General features: G+C 69.9%; 14 protein-coding genes. 7 read left to right on the top strand and 7 right to left on the bottom strand.

The genetic code is table 11. From position 1 onward, the window contains the following. Window positions 1-10 precede the first annotated feature (10 nt). The 4 genes from EV644_RS29810 to EV644_RS29795 all read left to right on the top strand — a co-directional run bounded on the left by EV644_RS29810 (window position 11) and on the right by EV644_RS29795 (window position 3,933). A complete protein-coding gene (locus EV644_RS29810) occupies window positions 11-799 on the top strand; it encodes a GNAT family N-acetyltransferase (protein WP_241998981.1) in 789 nt (262 codons plus the stop codon). A 28-nt stretch (window positions 800-827) separates the two neighbouring features. Further along, window positions 828-1,652: an SDR family oxidoreductase gene (locus tag EV644_RS29805; protein WP_241998979.1), complete on the top strand. Its 825-nt coding sequence runs from the start codon at window positions 828-830 to the stop codon at window positions 1,650-1,652. Between the two features lie 62 nt (window positions 1,653-1,714). After that, a complete protein-coding gene (locus EV644_RS29800) occupies window positions 1,715-2,416 on the top strand; it encodes a MerR family transcriptional regulator (protein WP_132192294.1) in 702 nt (233 codons plus the stop codon). Between the two features lie 338 nt (window positions 2,417-2,754). Beyond that, the gene (locus EV644_RS29795) at window positions 2,755-3,933 is read left to right on the top strand and encodes a CapA family protein (RefSeq protein WP_132192293.1); all 1,179 of its coding nucleotides are present in this window, start codon (window positions 2,755-2,757) and stop codon (window positions 3,931-3,933) included. 13 nt (window positions 3,934-3,946) lie between these two features. On the opposite strand, the gene EV644_RS29790 is transcribed toward EV644_RS29795, so the two are convergent. Then, window positions 3,947-4,924, bottom strand: a complete 978-nt coding sequence (locus tag EV644_RS29790; protein WP_132192292.1) for a M28 family metallopeptidase — start codon at window positions 4,922-4,924, stop codon at window positions 3,947-3,949. Between the two features lie 131 nt (window positions 4,925-5,055). On the opposite strand from EV644_RS29790, the gene EV644_RS29785 reads away from it, so the two are divergent. Next, window positions 5,056-6,840, top strand: coding sequence for a M1 family metallopeptidase (locus tag EV644_RS29785; RefSeq protein WP_199240057.1), 1,785 nt, complete (start codon window positions 5,056-5,058; stop codon window positions 6,838-6,840). A gap of 130 nt (window positions 6,841-6,970) precedes the next feature. Further along, window positions 6,971-7,495 carry a TrmH family RNA methyltransferase gene (locus EV644_RS29780; protein ID WP_132192290.1) on the top strand — a complete coding sequence of 175 codons (525 nt, stop codon included), beginning with the start codon at window positions 6,971-6,973 and terminating at the stop codon, window positions 7,493-7,495. Here the strand turns inward: EV644_RS29780 and EV644_RS29775 are convergent. Beyond that, on the bottom strand, window positions 7,440-8,372 hold the full coding sequence (locus tag EV644_RS29775) for a GNAT family N-acetyltransferase (protein WP_132192289.1): 933 nt from the start codon (window positions 8,370-8,372) through the stop codon (window positions 7,440-7,442). The two genes, EV644_RS29780 and EV644_RS29775, sit on opposite strands and share 56 nt — an antisense overlap. Window positions 8,373-8,520: 148 nt before the next feature. Here EV644_RS29775 and EV644_RS29770 point away from each other — a divergent pair, with 148 nt between their 5' ends. Beyond that, the gene (locus tag EV644_RS29770) at window positions 8,521-9,192 is read left to right on the top strand and encodes a GntR family transcriptional regulator (RefSeq protein ID WP_158292960.1); all 672 of its coding nucleotides are present in this window, start codon (window positions 8,521-8,523) and stop codon (window positions 9,190-9,192) included. A 39-nt stretch (window positions 9,193-9,231) separates the two neighbouring features. Here the strand turns inward: EV644_RS29770 and EV644_RS29765 are convergent, their stop codons facing one another. From EV644_RS29765 to EV644_RS29745, 5 genes are read right to left on the bottom strand one after another with little or no spacing between them, the layout of a single operon-like run. Continuing rightward, the gene (locus EV644_RS29765) at window positions 9,232-11,004 is read right to left on the bottom strand and encodes a gamma-glutamyltransferase family protein (RefSeq protein WP_132192287.1); all 1,773 of its coding nucleotides are present in this window, start codon (window positions 11,002-11,004) and stop codon (window positions 9,232-9,234) included. Next, complete coding sequence (locus EV644_RS29760) at window positions 11,001-12,086, bottom strand: ABC transporter ATP-binding protein (RefSeq protein WP_241998977.1); 1,086 nt, start codon at window positions 12,084-12,086, stop codon at window positions 11,001-11,003. The genes EV644_RS29765 and EV644_RS29760 overlap by 4 nt, the downstream gene beginning before the upstream one ends. Continuing rightward, entirely contained in the window at window positions 12,086-13,069 is a 984-nt protein-coding gene (locus tag EV644_RS29755) for an ABC transporter ATP-binding protein (protein WP_132192286.1), read from the bottom strand. The genes EV644_RS29760 and EV644_RS29755 overlap by 1 nt, the downstream gene beginning before the upstream one ends. Next, the gene (locus tag EV644_RS29750; protein WP_132192285.1) at window positions 13,066-13,950 is read right to left on the bottom strand and encodes an ABC transporter permease; all 885 of its coding nucleotides are present in this window, start codon (window positions 13,948-13,950) and stop codon (window positions 13,066-13,068) included. The genes EV644_RS29755 and EV644_RS29750 overlap by 4 nt, the downstream gene beginning before the upstream one ends. Next, a complete protein-coding gene (locus EV644_RS29745) occupies window positions 13,950-14,903 on the bottom strand; it encodes an ABC transporter permease (RefSeq protein WP_132192284.1) in 954 nt (317 codons plus the stop codon). Before EV644_RS29745 ends, EV644_RS29750 begins: the two co-directional genes overlap by 1 nt. Window positions 14,904-14,926: the final 23 nt, after the last annotated feature.

Below are 14,926 nucleotides of genomic sequence, written 5' to 3'. Positions count from 1 at the left end.
CGATGGATGCGTGAACATCACCAGCCTCGGCTACCGGACCGACCTGATGCTCTTGCAGTTGAGCGGCAGCGAAGTGACCGACAAGGGTGAGTACGTCGTCATCCGCACGCCGGCGAATCCGACCTTCTGGTGGGGCAACTACCTGCTGTACCGGACGCCGTTCGCGCCGGGTGCTCTGGCCGGCCGCCTGGAGGTCTTCCGGCAGGAGTTCCCGGCGGCGAAACATGGTGCCTTCGGCATCGACACCACCGACGGGCTGGTCGGCGCCGAGGAGGAACTGAAGGCCGCGGGATTCGAGACGGACCGGAGCACGGTGATGACGGCGAAGCAGGTCAAGGAGCCGGCTCGCCCCAACGTCGATTCGCAGTACCGGTTCTTGAGCAGTGACGACGACTGGGAGCAGCTCGTCGGGCTGAGCCTGGCGGTCAACTCGATGGACCTCGAGGGGTACGAGGAGTTCAACCGGCGCAAGACCGAGGCGGAACGCAGTCTCGTCGAGGCCGGGCACGCGCAGTGGTTCGGCGCCTTCGACGGGGAGCGGTTGCGGGCGTCGCTCGGCCTCGTCTCCGACGGCTCGGGGGTTGCCCGCTTCCAGAATGTGCAGACCCATGAGGACTACCGCGGTCGCGGGATCGCCAGCACCCTCGTCCACCAGGCGTCGCGGTACGGGCTGGACGAGATGCGGGCGCACACGTTGGTGATGGTGGCGGATCCGGACTACCTGGCGATCCGGCTGTACCGCGCGCTCGGCTTCACCGACAGCGAGGTCCAGGTCGGCCTGGACAAGCGGCCGAGCTGACCAGTCGAGCCCATGGCAGGCTGAGCGCATGACTGAGCGCATGACAGAGCGCATGACAGAGGGCGTGGCAGAGGGCGTGAGTGAGCGGATGACTGGGCGTACGACTGGGACAGCGGCCAGGCGGGGGACGGCCTTGATCACTGGTGGGAGCCGGGGGATCGGCGCCGCGGCGGCGGTCGCGCTGGCCGAGGACGGCTGGGACGTCGGGGTGAACTACCGGACGCGTTCCGACGAAGCGGACCAGGTGGTCGCGGCTTGCGAGAAGCTCGGGCGGCGGGCGGTCGCAGTACAGGCCGATGTGGCGGAGGCGGACGACATCGAGCGGCTCTTCGACGCGGTGACCGCGGAGCTCGGGCAGATCGGTGCCGTGATCAACAATGCCGGCGTGGTGTCGCCATCCGGCCGGGTCGCCGACTACGACGTCGCGCGCTTGGAGCAGGTGTTCCGGATCAACACGATCGGCGCGTTCCTGGTCGCGGGCGCCGCCGTACGGCGGATGTCGACCGAGCGAGGTGGGCAGGGCGGGGTGATCGTCAACGTGTCGTCCCGCGGGGCGGTGCTCGGGTCTGCCGGGGAGTACGTCGACTACGCGAGCAGCAAGGCCGCGGTGGACACGTTGACCGTCGGTCTGGCGAACGAGGTCGCGAAGGAAGGCATTCGGGTGCTCGGGATCAGGCCCGGGCTGATCGAGACGGACATCCACGAGGAAGGCCGGTTGGAGCGGATCGGCACCACCCCGCCGCTCGGACGTCCGGGCAAGGTCGAGGAGGTCGCGGCGCTGATCGCATTCCTCGCGTCCGATCGCGCCTCCTACATGACCGGATCGATGGTCGACGTCGCCGGCGGCCGCTGAGCCGGTCGGTAGCGTCTCAACCGGTTGGTCGGAGTCCGAGGGCCGGTGAAGGGAGCTTGGTGGTGAGTCTGCGCCCGGTGGACCTCGCCAGGGAAGCGAGGGTGTCGACCCAGGCCGTTCGGAACTACGAGGCGGCAGGGATCTTGCCTGCCGCGCCGCGGACGGAGTCGGGGTACCGGCAGTACGGCGACGAGCATCTGCATGCCCTGCTGACGTATCGCGCGCTGGCGCCGGGGTTCGGCGCTGAGGTGTCGACCGCGATCATGCGGGCCGCTCACGAGGGGGACGAGGCGACCGCGCTCCGGCTCATCGATGCGGGCCACGCCGGGTTGCACGAGCAGAGGCTTGCTACGGATGCGGCGAGTGAGGCGCTGGGGGCGGCTGCGGAGGAGTTCCTGGACGAGCCTAGGGCGGTGCCTGGGCCGTTGCTCGTTGGTGAACTCGCTGCGCAGCTTGGTGTGAAGACGTCGACGCTGCGGGTATGGGAGGCGGCTGAGTTGTTGTCGCCGGAGCGGGAGCCCGGTACGAAGTACAGGCGATACGGGCCGTTGCAGGTGCGGGATGCGCGGATCATCAACATGCTGCGGCAGGGGCGGTACGGCTTCGAGCAGATCCGTCCGGTGCTGGAGGGTTTGCGCCGGACCGGGAGCACCGAGGCGTTGCGGTCGGCCGTGGCCGAGCGTCGCGCCGCCCACGATCGCCGCGGCCGCGCGATGCTGCACGGAGCGGCATTGCTGGACGACTTCCTGGCTAGGCGCGGCTAGCTGGACGGTACGGCCAGGTGGGTGGGTTGGGTGCGGCCGCGCACGGTGACCTGGTCGGTGCCCATCGGTTTCCAGGTGGCGAGGTGGGGCTTGGTGAGGCGATTACCTTGGTTGGGGTGGTGGGTCGGAGTCGATTGAGCGTGGTGGCTGTCCCGATACTGGTCGCGGCCTGCTCCTCGGTGCTCGCCGCCTGCTCGTCCACGGGCTCGAGTACTGCGCCGCCCACCAAGCCACCGGAATCGGGTCCGCCGGCCACGGTCTCGCCCTCGTCCCCGGCGCCGAGTGCGAGTGCTGGACGGCCGACGACCGCTGCTCAGACCGAGCCTCTCGTTGTGGCGGTGAATGCCACGCGGGCGGCTCAGGACGTGGATCTGGCCGCTGCCCGTGCTCTCGCCTCAGGTGCCAAGTCGTGGCGGGGATTCCGGGTGGTCAGTTCGCTCCGCCTGGTGGAGCGCGATCCCAACGCGCTCGCGTTGGCTCCGGCGTCGAAGGTCGGCCCAAGCGTCCGAGCCCTGACGGTGGCTGGAGTCGACCCCTTCAGCGCCCCGGACCGCTATGCACTCCGTACTGCGGGGCCGACTCCCGCCGCTCAGGTCATCGATCTGACCGTGGGTGGTGACGTCATGCTGGGCCGACGGGTGGCGACCGCGGCGGCGCGGACCGGGGACGTCTCCAGACCGCTTCGCGCGATCGGCCCTCGCCTGGCCGCCGCGGATCTCACCGTGGTGAACCTCGAGAGCACGCTCTCCCGAGCAGGCAGACCCCAGCAGGGTGGCGATTCCTTCGCCGCGCCGCCCGGGGTGATCGCCGGGCTGCGAGCCGTCGGCGTCGACGTGCTGTCGCTGGCGAACAACCACACCGGCGACTTCGAGAACCAGGCTCTGCTCGACACGGTCCAACGGGTCCGGGCGAGCGGCATCCAGCCGGTAGGTGCCGGACGCAACCTTTCCGAGGCGAGCCGCCCGGTCGTCGTGACCCGGGGCGGCGTGCGCTTCGGCTTCCTGGCCTTCAATGCCATCGGCGAGACTCCGCGCGCGACGGCGACGGCACCGGGGGCGTTCTCGGTGCGGATGCCGCCGCGGACAGGGCCCCTCAACCAGGTGGATCTGGGTGTTCTCACCCGCCAGATCAAGGCGCTGCGGGCCGCGGCCGACGTCGTCGTCGTGCTGCCGCACTGGGGCCAGCAGTACACGCACAAGCCCGTCCCTGCCCAGCGCACTGTCGCCACGGCCCTCACCCAGGCCGGTGCCGACCTGGTGATCGGTGGCCACCCGCACTGGGTGCAGGCAGTCGAGTACCCGCCGAACAAGCTGATCGCGCACTCGCTGGGCAACCTGGTCTTCGACATGGACTTCTCCCAGCAGACCCAGGAAGGCGTGCTGCTCGAGCTCACCTACTGGGGCAAGACCCTCAAGGCCGCCCGCCTCACGCCGTACGTGATCGGTGCCGACTTCAGCCCGCGCGTCGTCAGCGGGACCCGCGCCGAGCAGATCCTGGCCGACATCCGCAACGCCTGACTCTCGCGCGTGGTCAGCTCTGCAGCCAGCCGGCGAGCACCCGGCCCATCCGGCCGAGCTGAGCAGCCTGTACTACGGGCGGCAGGTCCCGCGCGCTGTGGTACTCCGCGTACGGCGTGCTGCCCAACCTCACCCCGGGCATTCCCGAGCGGACGAACGACCAGTGATCACTGGATCTGTTGACGCAGGAGCGGGTCGGCACCCGGGCTCGGGCAGCCGCCGCACGCACCTCCCGCTGCAGCGTCACCTGCCCAGCGGTCGCCGTACACACCGGTACCACCGAGCCCACACCTACTCGGTCGAGCGAGACCATGCCGCGCAGTGCCCTCCGCTGGGCGGCGGGCAGGGACGCCACATAGGCGCGCGAGCCGTAGTGGTGCCGGTTGTCGCCATCGCCGCGTGGCTCCTCGGCTCCGAAGGCGATGAACGCCGTGGGCAGCTTCGGCGCGGGCAGGCTTTCCGCAGTACCTAGGAGAACCGCGATGCCGGAGGCGTTGTCTTCTGCGCCCGGCGCCTGGGGCACGGTGTCCAGGTGAGCGCCGACGATCCGATGTGGCGCGGTCGGGTCGAAGCCGGGCTTGGTGGCGATCAGGTTCCAGGTGGTGCCGGCTCGGACGGGAACACCCCAGGAGTTACCTGCAGGAACCTGCAATGCCTGCCGCTTGACCTGATAGCCGGCGGCCTCGAACCTGGTTCCCAACCACGCCAGCGCCCGGCGGTACGCAGTACTGGTGGCTTCGCGCGGGCCCAGTTCGCCGGCGAGATAGCGGACGGTTGCTGTCGCGGCAATGGCGTCGAAGGCCCGCGAAGGTGGACTTGAGGTTGGCGTCCCGCCAGGCGTTGTAGGCGGACTAGGCGTCGCACTCGAATGCGGGGGAGCAGCAGTCGGGCTCGAAGTGGTCGGGCTGGGGGCAGGTGTGGAGGTGCTGCTGTCACAAGCGGCTGTTGCCAGCGCCAGCAGCACGGCCAGCGACAGTCCGGCGGCCCGCATGCCTCCATGGTGCCGGGCGGCCCAAAGGGTGAACCGGTTTGGCACGGTGCTGCCCGTGGCTCTAATCGGCCGCGTCATCGGCCGATTCGCTGGGTACTGTCCTGCGAACGACCTCATCCATGGGAGCTTCTGTGACGCACGACCGCCACTCCTACGCCGAACCGGCGCTGGTCCGCACCACCCACCTCGAGCTCGAGCTCGACCTGGACTTCTCCGCCAAGGTGGTGGCGGGCACGGCCACCCATACGCTCGCCTGGAGTGGCCCGGGTGACCGCCTGGTGCTGGACACCCGGGACCTCACCGTGCTGGCCGTGGAGGGCGCAGTGGAGGGTGCCGCGGACGGCGACTGGGAGCAGTTGGAGTACAGCCTGTCCGTGCCGGACGACGAGCTCGGCTCGGCGCTGACCATCCGCACGCAGCAGCACGCGCGAGTGCGGGTCAGCTACCGAACTGCTCCGACCGCGACCGGCCTGCAGTGGTTGGAGCCGTCCATGACCGCGGGTGGCGTGCTGCCGTTCATGTTCAGCCAGTCCCAGGCGATCCACGCGCGGAGCTGGGTGCCGGTGCAGGACACCCCGAGCGTGCGGTTCAGCTACGCCGCCCACGTGACGGCTCCGCCCGAGCTGATGGTGCTGATGAGCGCCGACAACGGCACGACATCCCGGCGTACTGGCTCGTACGACGTGGTGATGCCCGAGCCGATTCCGTCGTACCTGCTGGCCATCGCGGCCGGTGATCTCGTCTTCGAGCGGATCGGCGACCGGTCGGGCGTCTGGGCCGAGCCGGAGATGGCCAAGCGGGCTGCTGCCGAGTTCGCCGACACCGAGCAGATGATGCGGGTCACCGAGGCGCTGTTCGGCCCGTACCGCTGGGGCCGCTACGACATCCTGGTGCTGCCGCCGTCGTTCCCGTACGGCGGGATGGAGAACCCGCGGATGACGTTCGCCACCCCGACCGTGGTGATCGGCGACAAGTCGCTGGTCAGCGTGGTCGCGCACGAGCTGGCGCACAGCTGGTCGGGCAACCTGGTCACGCAGGACAGCTGGGACGACATCTGGCTGAACGAGGGCTTCACCTCCTACGTGGAGAACCGGATCGTGGAGGCGGTCTACGGCACCGAGCTGGCCGAGATGGAGACCGCCATCAAGCAGCACTCGACCGTGACCAAGCTGGACCCGCTCTCCCTCGCGGAGCAGGCGGTGGAGCTGCCGGGCCTCAACCACGGCACGGAGTACCACGGGACCAGTGGGCTCGGTCCGCTCAAGGGCGCGTGGTTCCTGTCCTGGCTGGAGGATCGGTTCACCCGCGAGGTGTTCGACCCGTTCCTGCGCGGGTACTTCGACCGGTTCGCCTTCCGGAGCATCAACTCGGAGGACTTCGCCGGACACCTGCAGGAGCAGCTGCTCGACCGCCATCCCGGAGTGGTGACGGCTGAGGAGGTCGCTGCCTGGCTGGACCAGCCCGGGATCCCGCAGTTCGCGGAGCGGGCGGATTCGGCGCGCTTCCAGCTGGTCGACGAGCTCCGCCGGCGCTGGCTGACCACTGGTGAGCTGCCGGCCGGGGCGAAGCAGTGGACCACGCAGGAGTGGCTGCGCTTCCTGGACGCGGCTCCGGACGTGCTGACGGCCGAGCAACTGGAGCAGCTCGACCGCGAGTTCGGGCTCACCGGTACTGCGAACGGCGAGATCGCCCGCCGCTGGTACTCCCTAGTTGCCGCCAGCTCCTACACCACGGCGTACGAGGAACTCGCGAGCTTCCTGACCCGGGTAGGCCGCATGAAGCTCGTCCTACCCGTCTACCGGGCTCTGGCAGACACCCCCGCCGGCAAGGACTTCGCCCTCCAGGTCTTCACCGCAGCCCGCCCGGGCTACCACCCGATCACCACCGCCGCAGTACAGAAGATCCTCGGCACCTGAGTAGCTCCCGCCGAGCATCTGCCCTACCCTGGTGGCCGGTTGATTCTGTTGCCGTCGATGGCCCGGGTGCGCCGCGAAGCACCCTTCCCATGCACGAGATCCTCAACGGGAGGGTTGCTCCCGTCCACGCATGACCGCGCCGCAGGTCCGGGTGCGGAGCCCGAAGGACCTGAAGCGGCAACGGCGCCGGCGATCCCACTCCTGCTGGGACCACCTGCTGATCGCGCCGCTGTGGCCGAAGCACAACGCGAACCTGGGCACGTTGTTGCGCACCTGCGATGCGGTGGGCGCCTGCCTCGCAGTGCCGAAGCTGCCGTGGGTCCCCGAAGCTCTGGCACGTGGCAACACGCTGAAGCGCCGGACCTGTGTGCACTGGACCGGGCACGACCCGGTCCAGTGGCTCGCAGACCAGAAGCGCGGTGAGACCACGGTCGTGGGTGTCGAGCTCGCCGACGAAGCCGTCCGCCTCGCCGATCTGCCCGCGGCGCGCAACCGCACGATCGCAGTACTCGGGCATGAGCGCACGGGTATCCCGGCGGAGGCGCTCGATCAGCTTGATGTCGTGGTGGAGATCCCCATGATCGGCACCGGTGCGAGCCTCAACGTGGCGGTGGCGGGATCGCTCGTGCTGTACCGGCTGGCGGGGTCGCTGTGAGCTCCAGGCGGTAGCGGTGGACCTGGTGGGTGGTGCGGTAGCCGAGGGTGTTGTTGAGGTGGCGCATGGCGGTGTTGGTGTCGGCCATGTCGGTGAGGAGGCCGGCTAGGTCGGGGTAGTGGTCGCGGGCCTGGCGGATCGACTCGGCCTTGATCCAGCGGGCCAGGCCGCGCCCGCGGTGCTCGGGCAGTACCGCGGTGCCGTAGTGCTGCGCGTCGCCCTTGCCGGCGCCGGGGACCACCAGTTCGGTGAAGCCCACGATCTGGCCGCTTGCCTCCTCGACGGCGGCTACTGTCCACAGGTGGTCGCCGCGCTCTTCGACAACGCGCGCGACATACCGGGTGCGTTCGACGTCCCAGGTCTCGGTACCGTAGTCGATGTCCCCGACGGGCGCGTCGTCCATCGCGGACCGCGCCTGCGCGAAGGTCTCCGCGAGCTGGTCGGGGACCACGCCGAGCCACGACCCCAGCCTGTACCCGGGGTGATCCGCCTCGAGCGCGGAAGCCAGTACTTCGTCGTCGATCCCGGCGACGGGCAACCTCGCGAAGTACAGGGTGAGTCCGACGGTGAAGCCGTGGCTCGCCAGGAAGTGGTCGCCCGGCGTACCGGCCGTGGCGTCCGCGAGGACGATGCGGGCGTCGTTGTCCCGGGCTGCCTCGGTCACGGCGGCGAGCAGCCGGGAGCCGATGCCCTTGCGGCGCTCGGCCGGGTGGACCGCCAGTTCGAGCTCGGTCAGGTGCTCCTGGGTCCCCTTGCTGATCAGCCGGAGGTACGCCGAGCCGACCGGGTTGCCGTCGGCGTCCGAGGCGAGCCAGGCGATCCGTCGGCTGAACGGCCGGTAGTCGGGATCGGTCAGCGGTGTGAGGTGGATGGACAAGCCCGCAACGTAGCCAACCCGGTCCGATCCGGGCAACCGGGTTTCCGTCGATCGCGGCTCCGCGGCCGGGTAGTGTGCTGCGGAACCGTGCGGCGGTACTGCGGTCCAGCGGGATGCGGGGCAGGTTCAGGTGAGAGGGGAGCTCGGGGTGGATCAGCAGTACGGGGGAGACCAGGCGCGGACGATCGGTGGTGACCACCTGGCGCTGCGGGATCAGGTCCTCAGTGAACTGCGCCGGCGCATCGTCGACGGGGACTACGCGCAGGGTGAGCGGCTGACGGAGAACAGGCTGGCCGAGGACTTCGGCGTGTCCCGCAACCCGGTGCGCGAGGCGCTGCGGGTGGTGGAGACCGAGGGGTTCGTGCAGATCCTGCCGCGCCGAGGCGCGGTGGTCGCGACCCTGGACGAGACGGCGATCCGGGACCTGTTCGCTGTGCGCCAGCAGTTGGAGACACTGGCGGCCGGGCTGGCTGCCGAGCGGGCCACTGAGCAGGACGTCGCCCGCTTGCGCCGGTTGCTCGAGGAAGCCAGCGCGGCGACCGAGGCCAAGGACTTCGACCAGGTGGCCGAGCTGAACAGCGCACTCCACCTGGCCGTGATCGAGATCAGCGGCAACCGCTGGCTCACGTCGCTGTCCGCCGCGATGTACCACCACGTGCACTGGGTGTTCCGGCTCGGTGCGGCCCAGCGGGCGCCGCACTCCTGGGAGGAGCACATCCGCGTGGTCGACGCGATCGCCGCCGGCGACAGAGAAGCCGCGGCCGAGGCGGCCCGCCTCCACGTAGAGGCAGCCGCCACAGCCGCACTGCACCCGGACTGACCGCCAGCAGCGCCAGCAGGCGACCGCCTGACGTGATCGCTAGCGGCCGGTGGCGTAGCCCTGCATACCTCGGGGGTTCGCCCCCGCGGCGAGTACGCCGTCCGCCTCGCGGCTGACCGCGCAGAGCCGCCCGAGGCTCCACGGATCCGCCTCGGTCACCACATGCCCACGGCGTACCAGGTCGTCCCGTACTGCGGTCCCCAGGCGGCTCTCCATCACCAGGCTGCCGGGCTCGACCGCCCGCGGGTAGAACGACGACGGGAAGCCCGTGGTGTGCCAGGCGGGTGCGTCGATCGCCTCCTGCAGGTCCTGCCCGCCGACGAGATTCCGCAGCAGGAAGAGCAGTTGCCACTGGTCCTGCTGGTCGCCACCCGGTGAACCACATGCGAGCACCGGCACTCCGTCACGCAGTACCAGCGTCGGCGTCAGCGTGGTCCGCGGGCGCAGCCCCGGCGCGAGCGAGGACGCGACCCGTTCCTCCAGCCAGAGCATCTGCAATCGGCTGCCGAGGCAGAACCCGAGCTCCGGGATCGTCGGGGACGACTGCAACCAGCCACCGCTCGGGGTCGCGGAGATGACGTTGCCCCACTGGTCCATGACGTCGACGTGGCAGGTGTCGCCGCGGGTCACACCGTCGGACGACACCGTCGGCTCACCGGTCGTCGCGTCGCCCTGGTTGTTGCCGGAGGCAATCGACGGCAGGTGCGGCTGCCGCCCGTCCGGGCTGCCGGGACGCAGCTCGAGGGTGGCGTCCGGACCGATCAGGCGAGCCCGCTGCGCGGCGTACGCGGGGGAGAGCAGGGTCTTCATTGGCACGTCCGCGCCGTCGCCGTACCAGGCCTCGCGATCGGCATACGAGAGCTTCGTGACCTCCGTGGTCGTGTGGACCGCCTCAGCGCTGGTGAGATCCAGCGAGGCCGGATCACCGAGCTCGGCCAGCACGGCCAGCGACTGGAGCAGCGCCGGGCCCTGGCCCCACGGACCGGTCTTGGCGACGGTATGACCTTGCCAGTCGAGAGTCGCAGGCTCCTCCCAGCTCGCATGGAACGACGCCATGTCGTCACCCGTGATCAGGCCGGCGTGGTCCTCGCCACTGGAGTCCCGGTGCGGCAGCCGTGCGAACTTGTCGACCGCCTCGGCGACGAAGCCCTCCCGCCAGGTGGTGCGAGCCCGCTCAACCTGCGCGACGCGATCCGGCCCGGCTCCTTCGGCCGTGGTCAGGATTCGCTCGAGCGTGTCGGCGTAGGCCGGGTTGCGGAACAGCTTGTTGGCACTTGGCGGCGTGCCTCCCTGCAACCAGAGCTCGGCAGAGGTCTGCCAGTGATTGGTGAACAGGTCCTGGACGGTCCTGACCGTGTCGCCGACCCGGGCGACGAGCGGGTGGCCGTTGCGTGCGTAGCCGATCGCAGGCTCCAGCAGAGTCCGCAGCGGCAGGCTGCCGTGGTCACGCAGCAACAACAACCACGCGTCGACAGCGCCCGGTACTGCGGCCGCAAGCGGCCCGGAGCCCGGGATGAGCGACAGCCCGAGGGAGCGGAAGTGTTCGATCGTGGCACCGGCGGGAGCGACTCCCTGGCCAGCAAGCACGCGCGGCGTCGGGTCGGCCGCTGTCGCGATGATCGCCGGGACCTCGCCGCCCGGGCCGTTCAGATGCGGCTCGACCACATGCAGCACGAACCCCGCGGTCGCCGCGGCGTCGAAGGCGTTGCCCCCGAGCTCGAGGATCCGCATCGCCGACTGGGACGCGAGCCAGTGCGTGGACGACACCATCCCGAACGTGCCGCGCAGGGTAGGCCGGGTCGTGAAGGTCATCGAGCAGCTCCTCTTGCCGTGGTCACTTCAGTGGCGCCATCGGACTTCGGTTCTGGTGTTGTCGTATCGGTCGGAGAGGCAGTCGCAGTGGGTAGGTCACGGACGTCCGGGCCGGTGCCGTCGTCGTTCACCAGGTGGCAGGCGACGCGGTGCCCGTCCTCGCCGATCACGCGGGACTCCGGCACCTCGGTCTTGCAGCGTTCCACAGCCACCGGGCAGCGGGTGTGGAACCGGCAGCCCGGCGGCGGGTCGATGGCCGACGGCAGGTCGTCACCGAGCAGTACCGGTCGCCTGGAGCGTTGCGTCGACGGATCCGGCACCGGCGCCGCCGACAGCAACGCCTGCGTGTAGGGATGAGCCGGTACTCCGAAGATCCGCTCGCGCGGGCCTTGCTCGACCAGCTGGCCCAGATACATCACCGCGACCTCATCGGCCAGGTACTCGACGGCCGAGAGGTCATGGGTGATGAACAGGCAGGCGAAGCCGAGGTCCCGCTGCAGATCTGCCAGCAGGTTGAGCACGGACGCCTGCACCGACACGTCGAGCGCACTGGTCGGCTCGTCCGCGACCAGGAGTCGTGGGGACGAGATCAGCGCCCGGGCGATGCTGACTCGTTGCCGTTGGCCACCGGACAGCTCGTGCGGCGACCGCTGGGCCACCTCCGGGCGCAGGCCCACCCGGCGGAGCGATTCGGCCACTGCCGACGAGATGTCCCGCTGCTCTGCGGGAAGGTCACCGCGACGGCGCATCAGCCGTAGTGGTTCGCCGACGATGTCGCCCACGGTCAAACGCGGGTCCAGCGAGCCGGCCGGGTCCTGGAAGACGATGGACACATCCCGGCGGTGTGGACGCAGCCTGCGGCGGTTGAGGTGGGTGATGTCGGCATCCGCTAGGCGGACCGTGCCCTCGGTCGGTTCCAGCAGACGCACGATGCACCGGCCGACAGTGGACTTGCCTGAGCCACTCTCGCCGACCAGCGCCACCACCGAGCCCTTGGGGATCTGCAGCGAGACACCGTCGACGGCACGGACCGCGCCGAAATGCATGACGAGGTTCTCGAGCTCGAGCGCGTACTCGGTCATCAGACCTCCACCGGTTCTCGCACGGGATTCCAGCAGGCCACTTGGTGACCCCCCGGTTCCAGGACGGGTTGCTTCGCAGTACAGATGTCCAGGGCTTGGGGGCAGCGGTCGGCGAACGTACAGGCGTCGGGTTGTGCCGCCAGCACAGGGACCAGGCCGGGGATCTCGTTGAGCCGATGAGTGCCCGCATGCCTCCCGGCAGACGGTGAGGCGGCCAGCAACCCGGACGTGTACGGATGCTGGGGCCGGGCGAACAACTCGTGGACGTCGGCCGTCTCGACCACGCGACCGGCGTACATCACCGCCACCCGGTCGGCCAGGTCGGCAACCACGCCGAGGTCGTGGGTGATCAGTACGACGCTGGTGCCGAGCCGCTCGCGGAGCGCCCGCAGTACGTCGAGGATGCCGGCCTGGATCGTCACGTCGAGCGCCGTGGTCGGCTCGTCGGCGATGAGCACCTTCGGGTCGCACGCGACGGCCATGGCGATCATCACCCGCTGCCGCATCCCACCGGAGAGCTGGTGCGGGTAGTCGTCGACCCGTCGCTCTGCCGACGGGATGCCGACCAGCTTGAGGAGTTCGACGGCTCGCCTACGCGCCGCCAGACGGGACAGGCCGATGTGGACCTGCAGTACCTCGCCGATCTGGCGGCCGACGGTGAAGACGGGGTTCAGGGAGGACATCGGCTCCTGGAAGATGTACGCCACCTCGCGGCCGCGGATCGACCGCAGCGTGCGCTTGTCCGCGCCGATGAGCTCGACTCCGTCCAGCTGGACAGAGCCTTCGACAGTGGCCGACCGGGGGAGGAGGCCGGCCAGGCTCATCGCTGTGACGCTTTTGCCGCAGCCTGACTCGCCGACCACCGCCAGCACCTCGCCGTCGCCTACCTCCAGGCTCACCCGGTCGACCGCCGACAGGGGTCCGTCCTCCGTCCGGAACGTGACCGAGAGGTCGGTGACCTTCAGTACCGGTCCGCTGCTCATCGGCGGCTCGCTTTCGGGTCGAGGGCGTCGCGCAGGCTGTCGCCGACGATGTTGAAGGCCAGGGTCAGCAGCATGATCGCCAGACCCGGCATGACGGCGGCCCAGGGTGCGCGGGCGGCGAACTGCTGCGCGTCGGACAGCATCGTGCCGAGGCTTGGCGCGGGCGGCTGGATGCCGAGGCCGAGGAACGACAGCACGGCCTCACCCAGGATCGCCGCCGGGATGGCGACGGTCGCCTGCACGATGATCACCGAGGCCGCGTTCGGCAGGATGTGCCGGCCGAGCACCCAGGGATCTCCGGCGCCCTCGACGATCGCGGCCGAGACGAAGTCGAGCGACTTCAGCCGCAACGTCTCCGAGCGGACGATCCGGATCACGCCGGGGATCTGCGCGATGCCGATCGCGATCGCCGCGTTGCCGAGGCTCGCGCCGCGGATCGCGGCCAGCCCGACCGCGAGGATCAGGAACGGGAACGCCAGCACCAGGTCGGTGAACCGCGAGATCAGCGCGTCGATCGCGCGGAAGTACCCGGCCATCAGCCCGAGCGGTATGCCGATCACCAGCGAGGTGGCCACCGCGAGCAACCCGACGTGCAGGGACGCCCGGAGGCCGAACATGATCCGCGACAGGACATCGCGGCCCAGGTCGTCGGTGCCGAGCAGATATCCCGGAGTGCCGGGTGGCGCGAACGCCAGGTCCAGGTGGGTCTCGGTCGGCTCGTGCGGCGCGATCCAGGGGGCGAACACCGCCAGCAGAACCGCGATCCCGAGTACGACGAGGCCGGTGATGGCCAGCGGGTTGCGCAGCATCCGGCGGAGCACCTTGCGCCGGCGTGACGCCAGCGGCATACCGGCGGTGACAGTGACGTCTGCGATGGCCATCAGACCTCACCTCGCACGCGGATCCGCGGATCGATCACCGAGTAGAGCAGGTCCACCAGCAGATTGATCACGATGTACGCCGTGGCGGTGACCAGCACGACCGCCTGGATCACCGGGTAGTCCCGCTGGAACACCGCGTCGACCGTGAGCTTGCCAAACCCCGGGAGCGCGAAGATCCGCTCGGTCACGACGGCCCCGGAGATCAGGGCGCCGAGTTGCAGACCGACGATCGTGATCACCACGATCAGGCTGTTCCGCAACGCGTGCCGGCCGATCACCGCGCTCGACGGCAGACCCTTGGCCTCGGCGGTCCGGATGTAGTCCGCGGAGAGCGCGTCCAGCATCGAGGACCGGGTCTGGCGCATGATCACCGCGGCGAGACCCGTGCCGAGGATCAGCGCTGGCAGAACCAGGTGGTGCAGGTTGGCGATCGGATCGGTGAAGAACGGCACGAAGCCCGAGGCCGGGAACAGGCCCAGCGCCACCGACAGGTACAGGATCGCCATCAGGCCGAGCCAGAAGTTCGGCACCGACAGCCCGAGCAGCGCCAGGGCGTTGGCGGCCCACTCGGCCGGGCGGCCCCGGCGTACGGCCGCGACCACTCCGGCGCCGACTCCGAGCACGCTGGCGACCAGGATCGCCAGCGCGGACAACTCCATCGTCACCGGGAGCGCGCTCTTGAGCATCGAGACAACGCTCTCACCCGTTCTGATCGACACCCCGAGGTCACCCCGGAGGGCGTGGCTGACGAACTGCCAGAACTGCACGATCAGCGAGTCGTCCAGCCCGTACTGCTCGCGGATCGCGCGCAGCGACTCCGGATCGCGGTCCTCCCCGGCCAGCGCGAGCGCCGGGTCGCCGGGCAGCGCCCGGACCCCGAGGAAGACCACGATCGTTGCCAGCAGCAACGTGACGAGCGACTGCCAGAGCCGGCCGAGCAGGTAGCGATTCATGGCGCTCCCTGCCATCGGTCAGC

Origin of the sequence: Kribbella orskensis (genome assembly GCF_004342085.1) — a bacterium.
Lineage (GTDB): Bacteria > Actinomycetota > Actinomycetes > Propionibacteriales > Kribbellaceae > Kribbella > Kribbella orskensis.
This window is presented reverse-complemented; position numbering and strand designations above follow the sequence as displayed.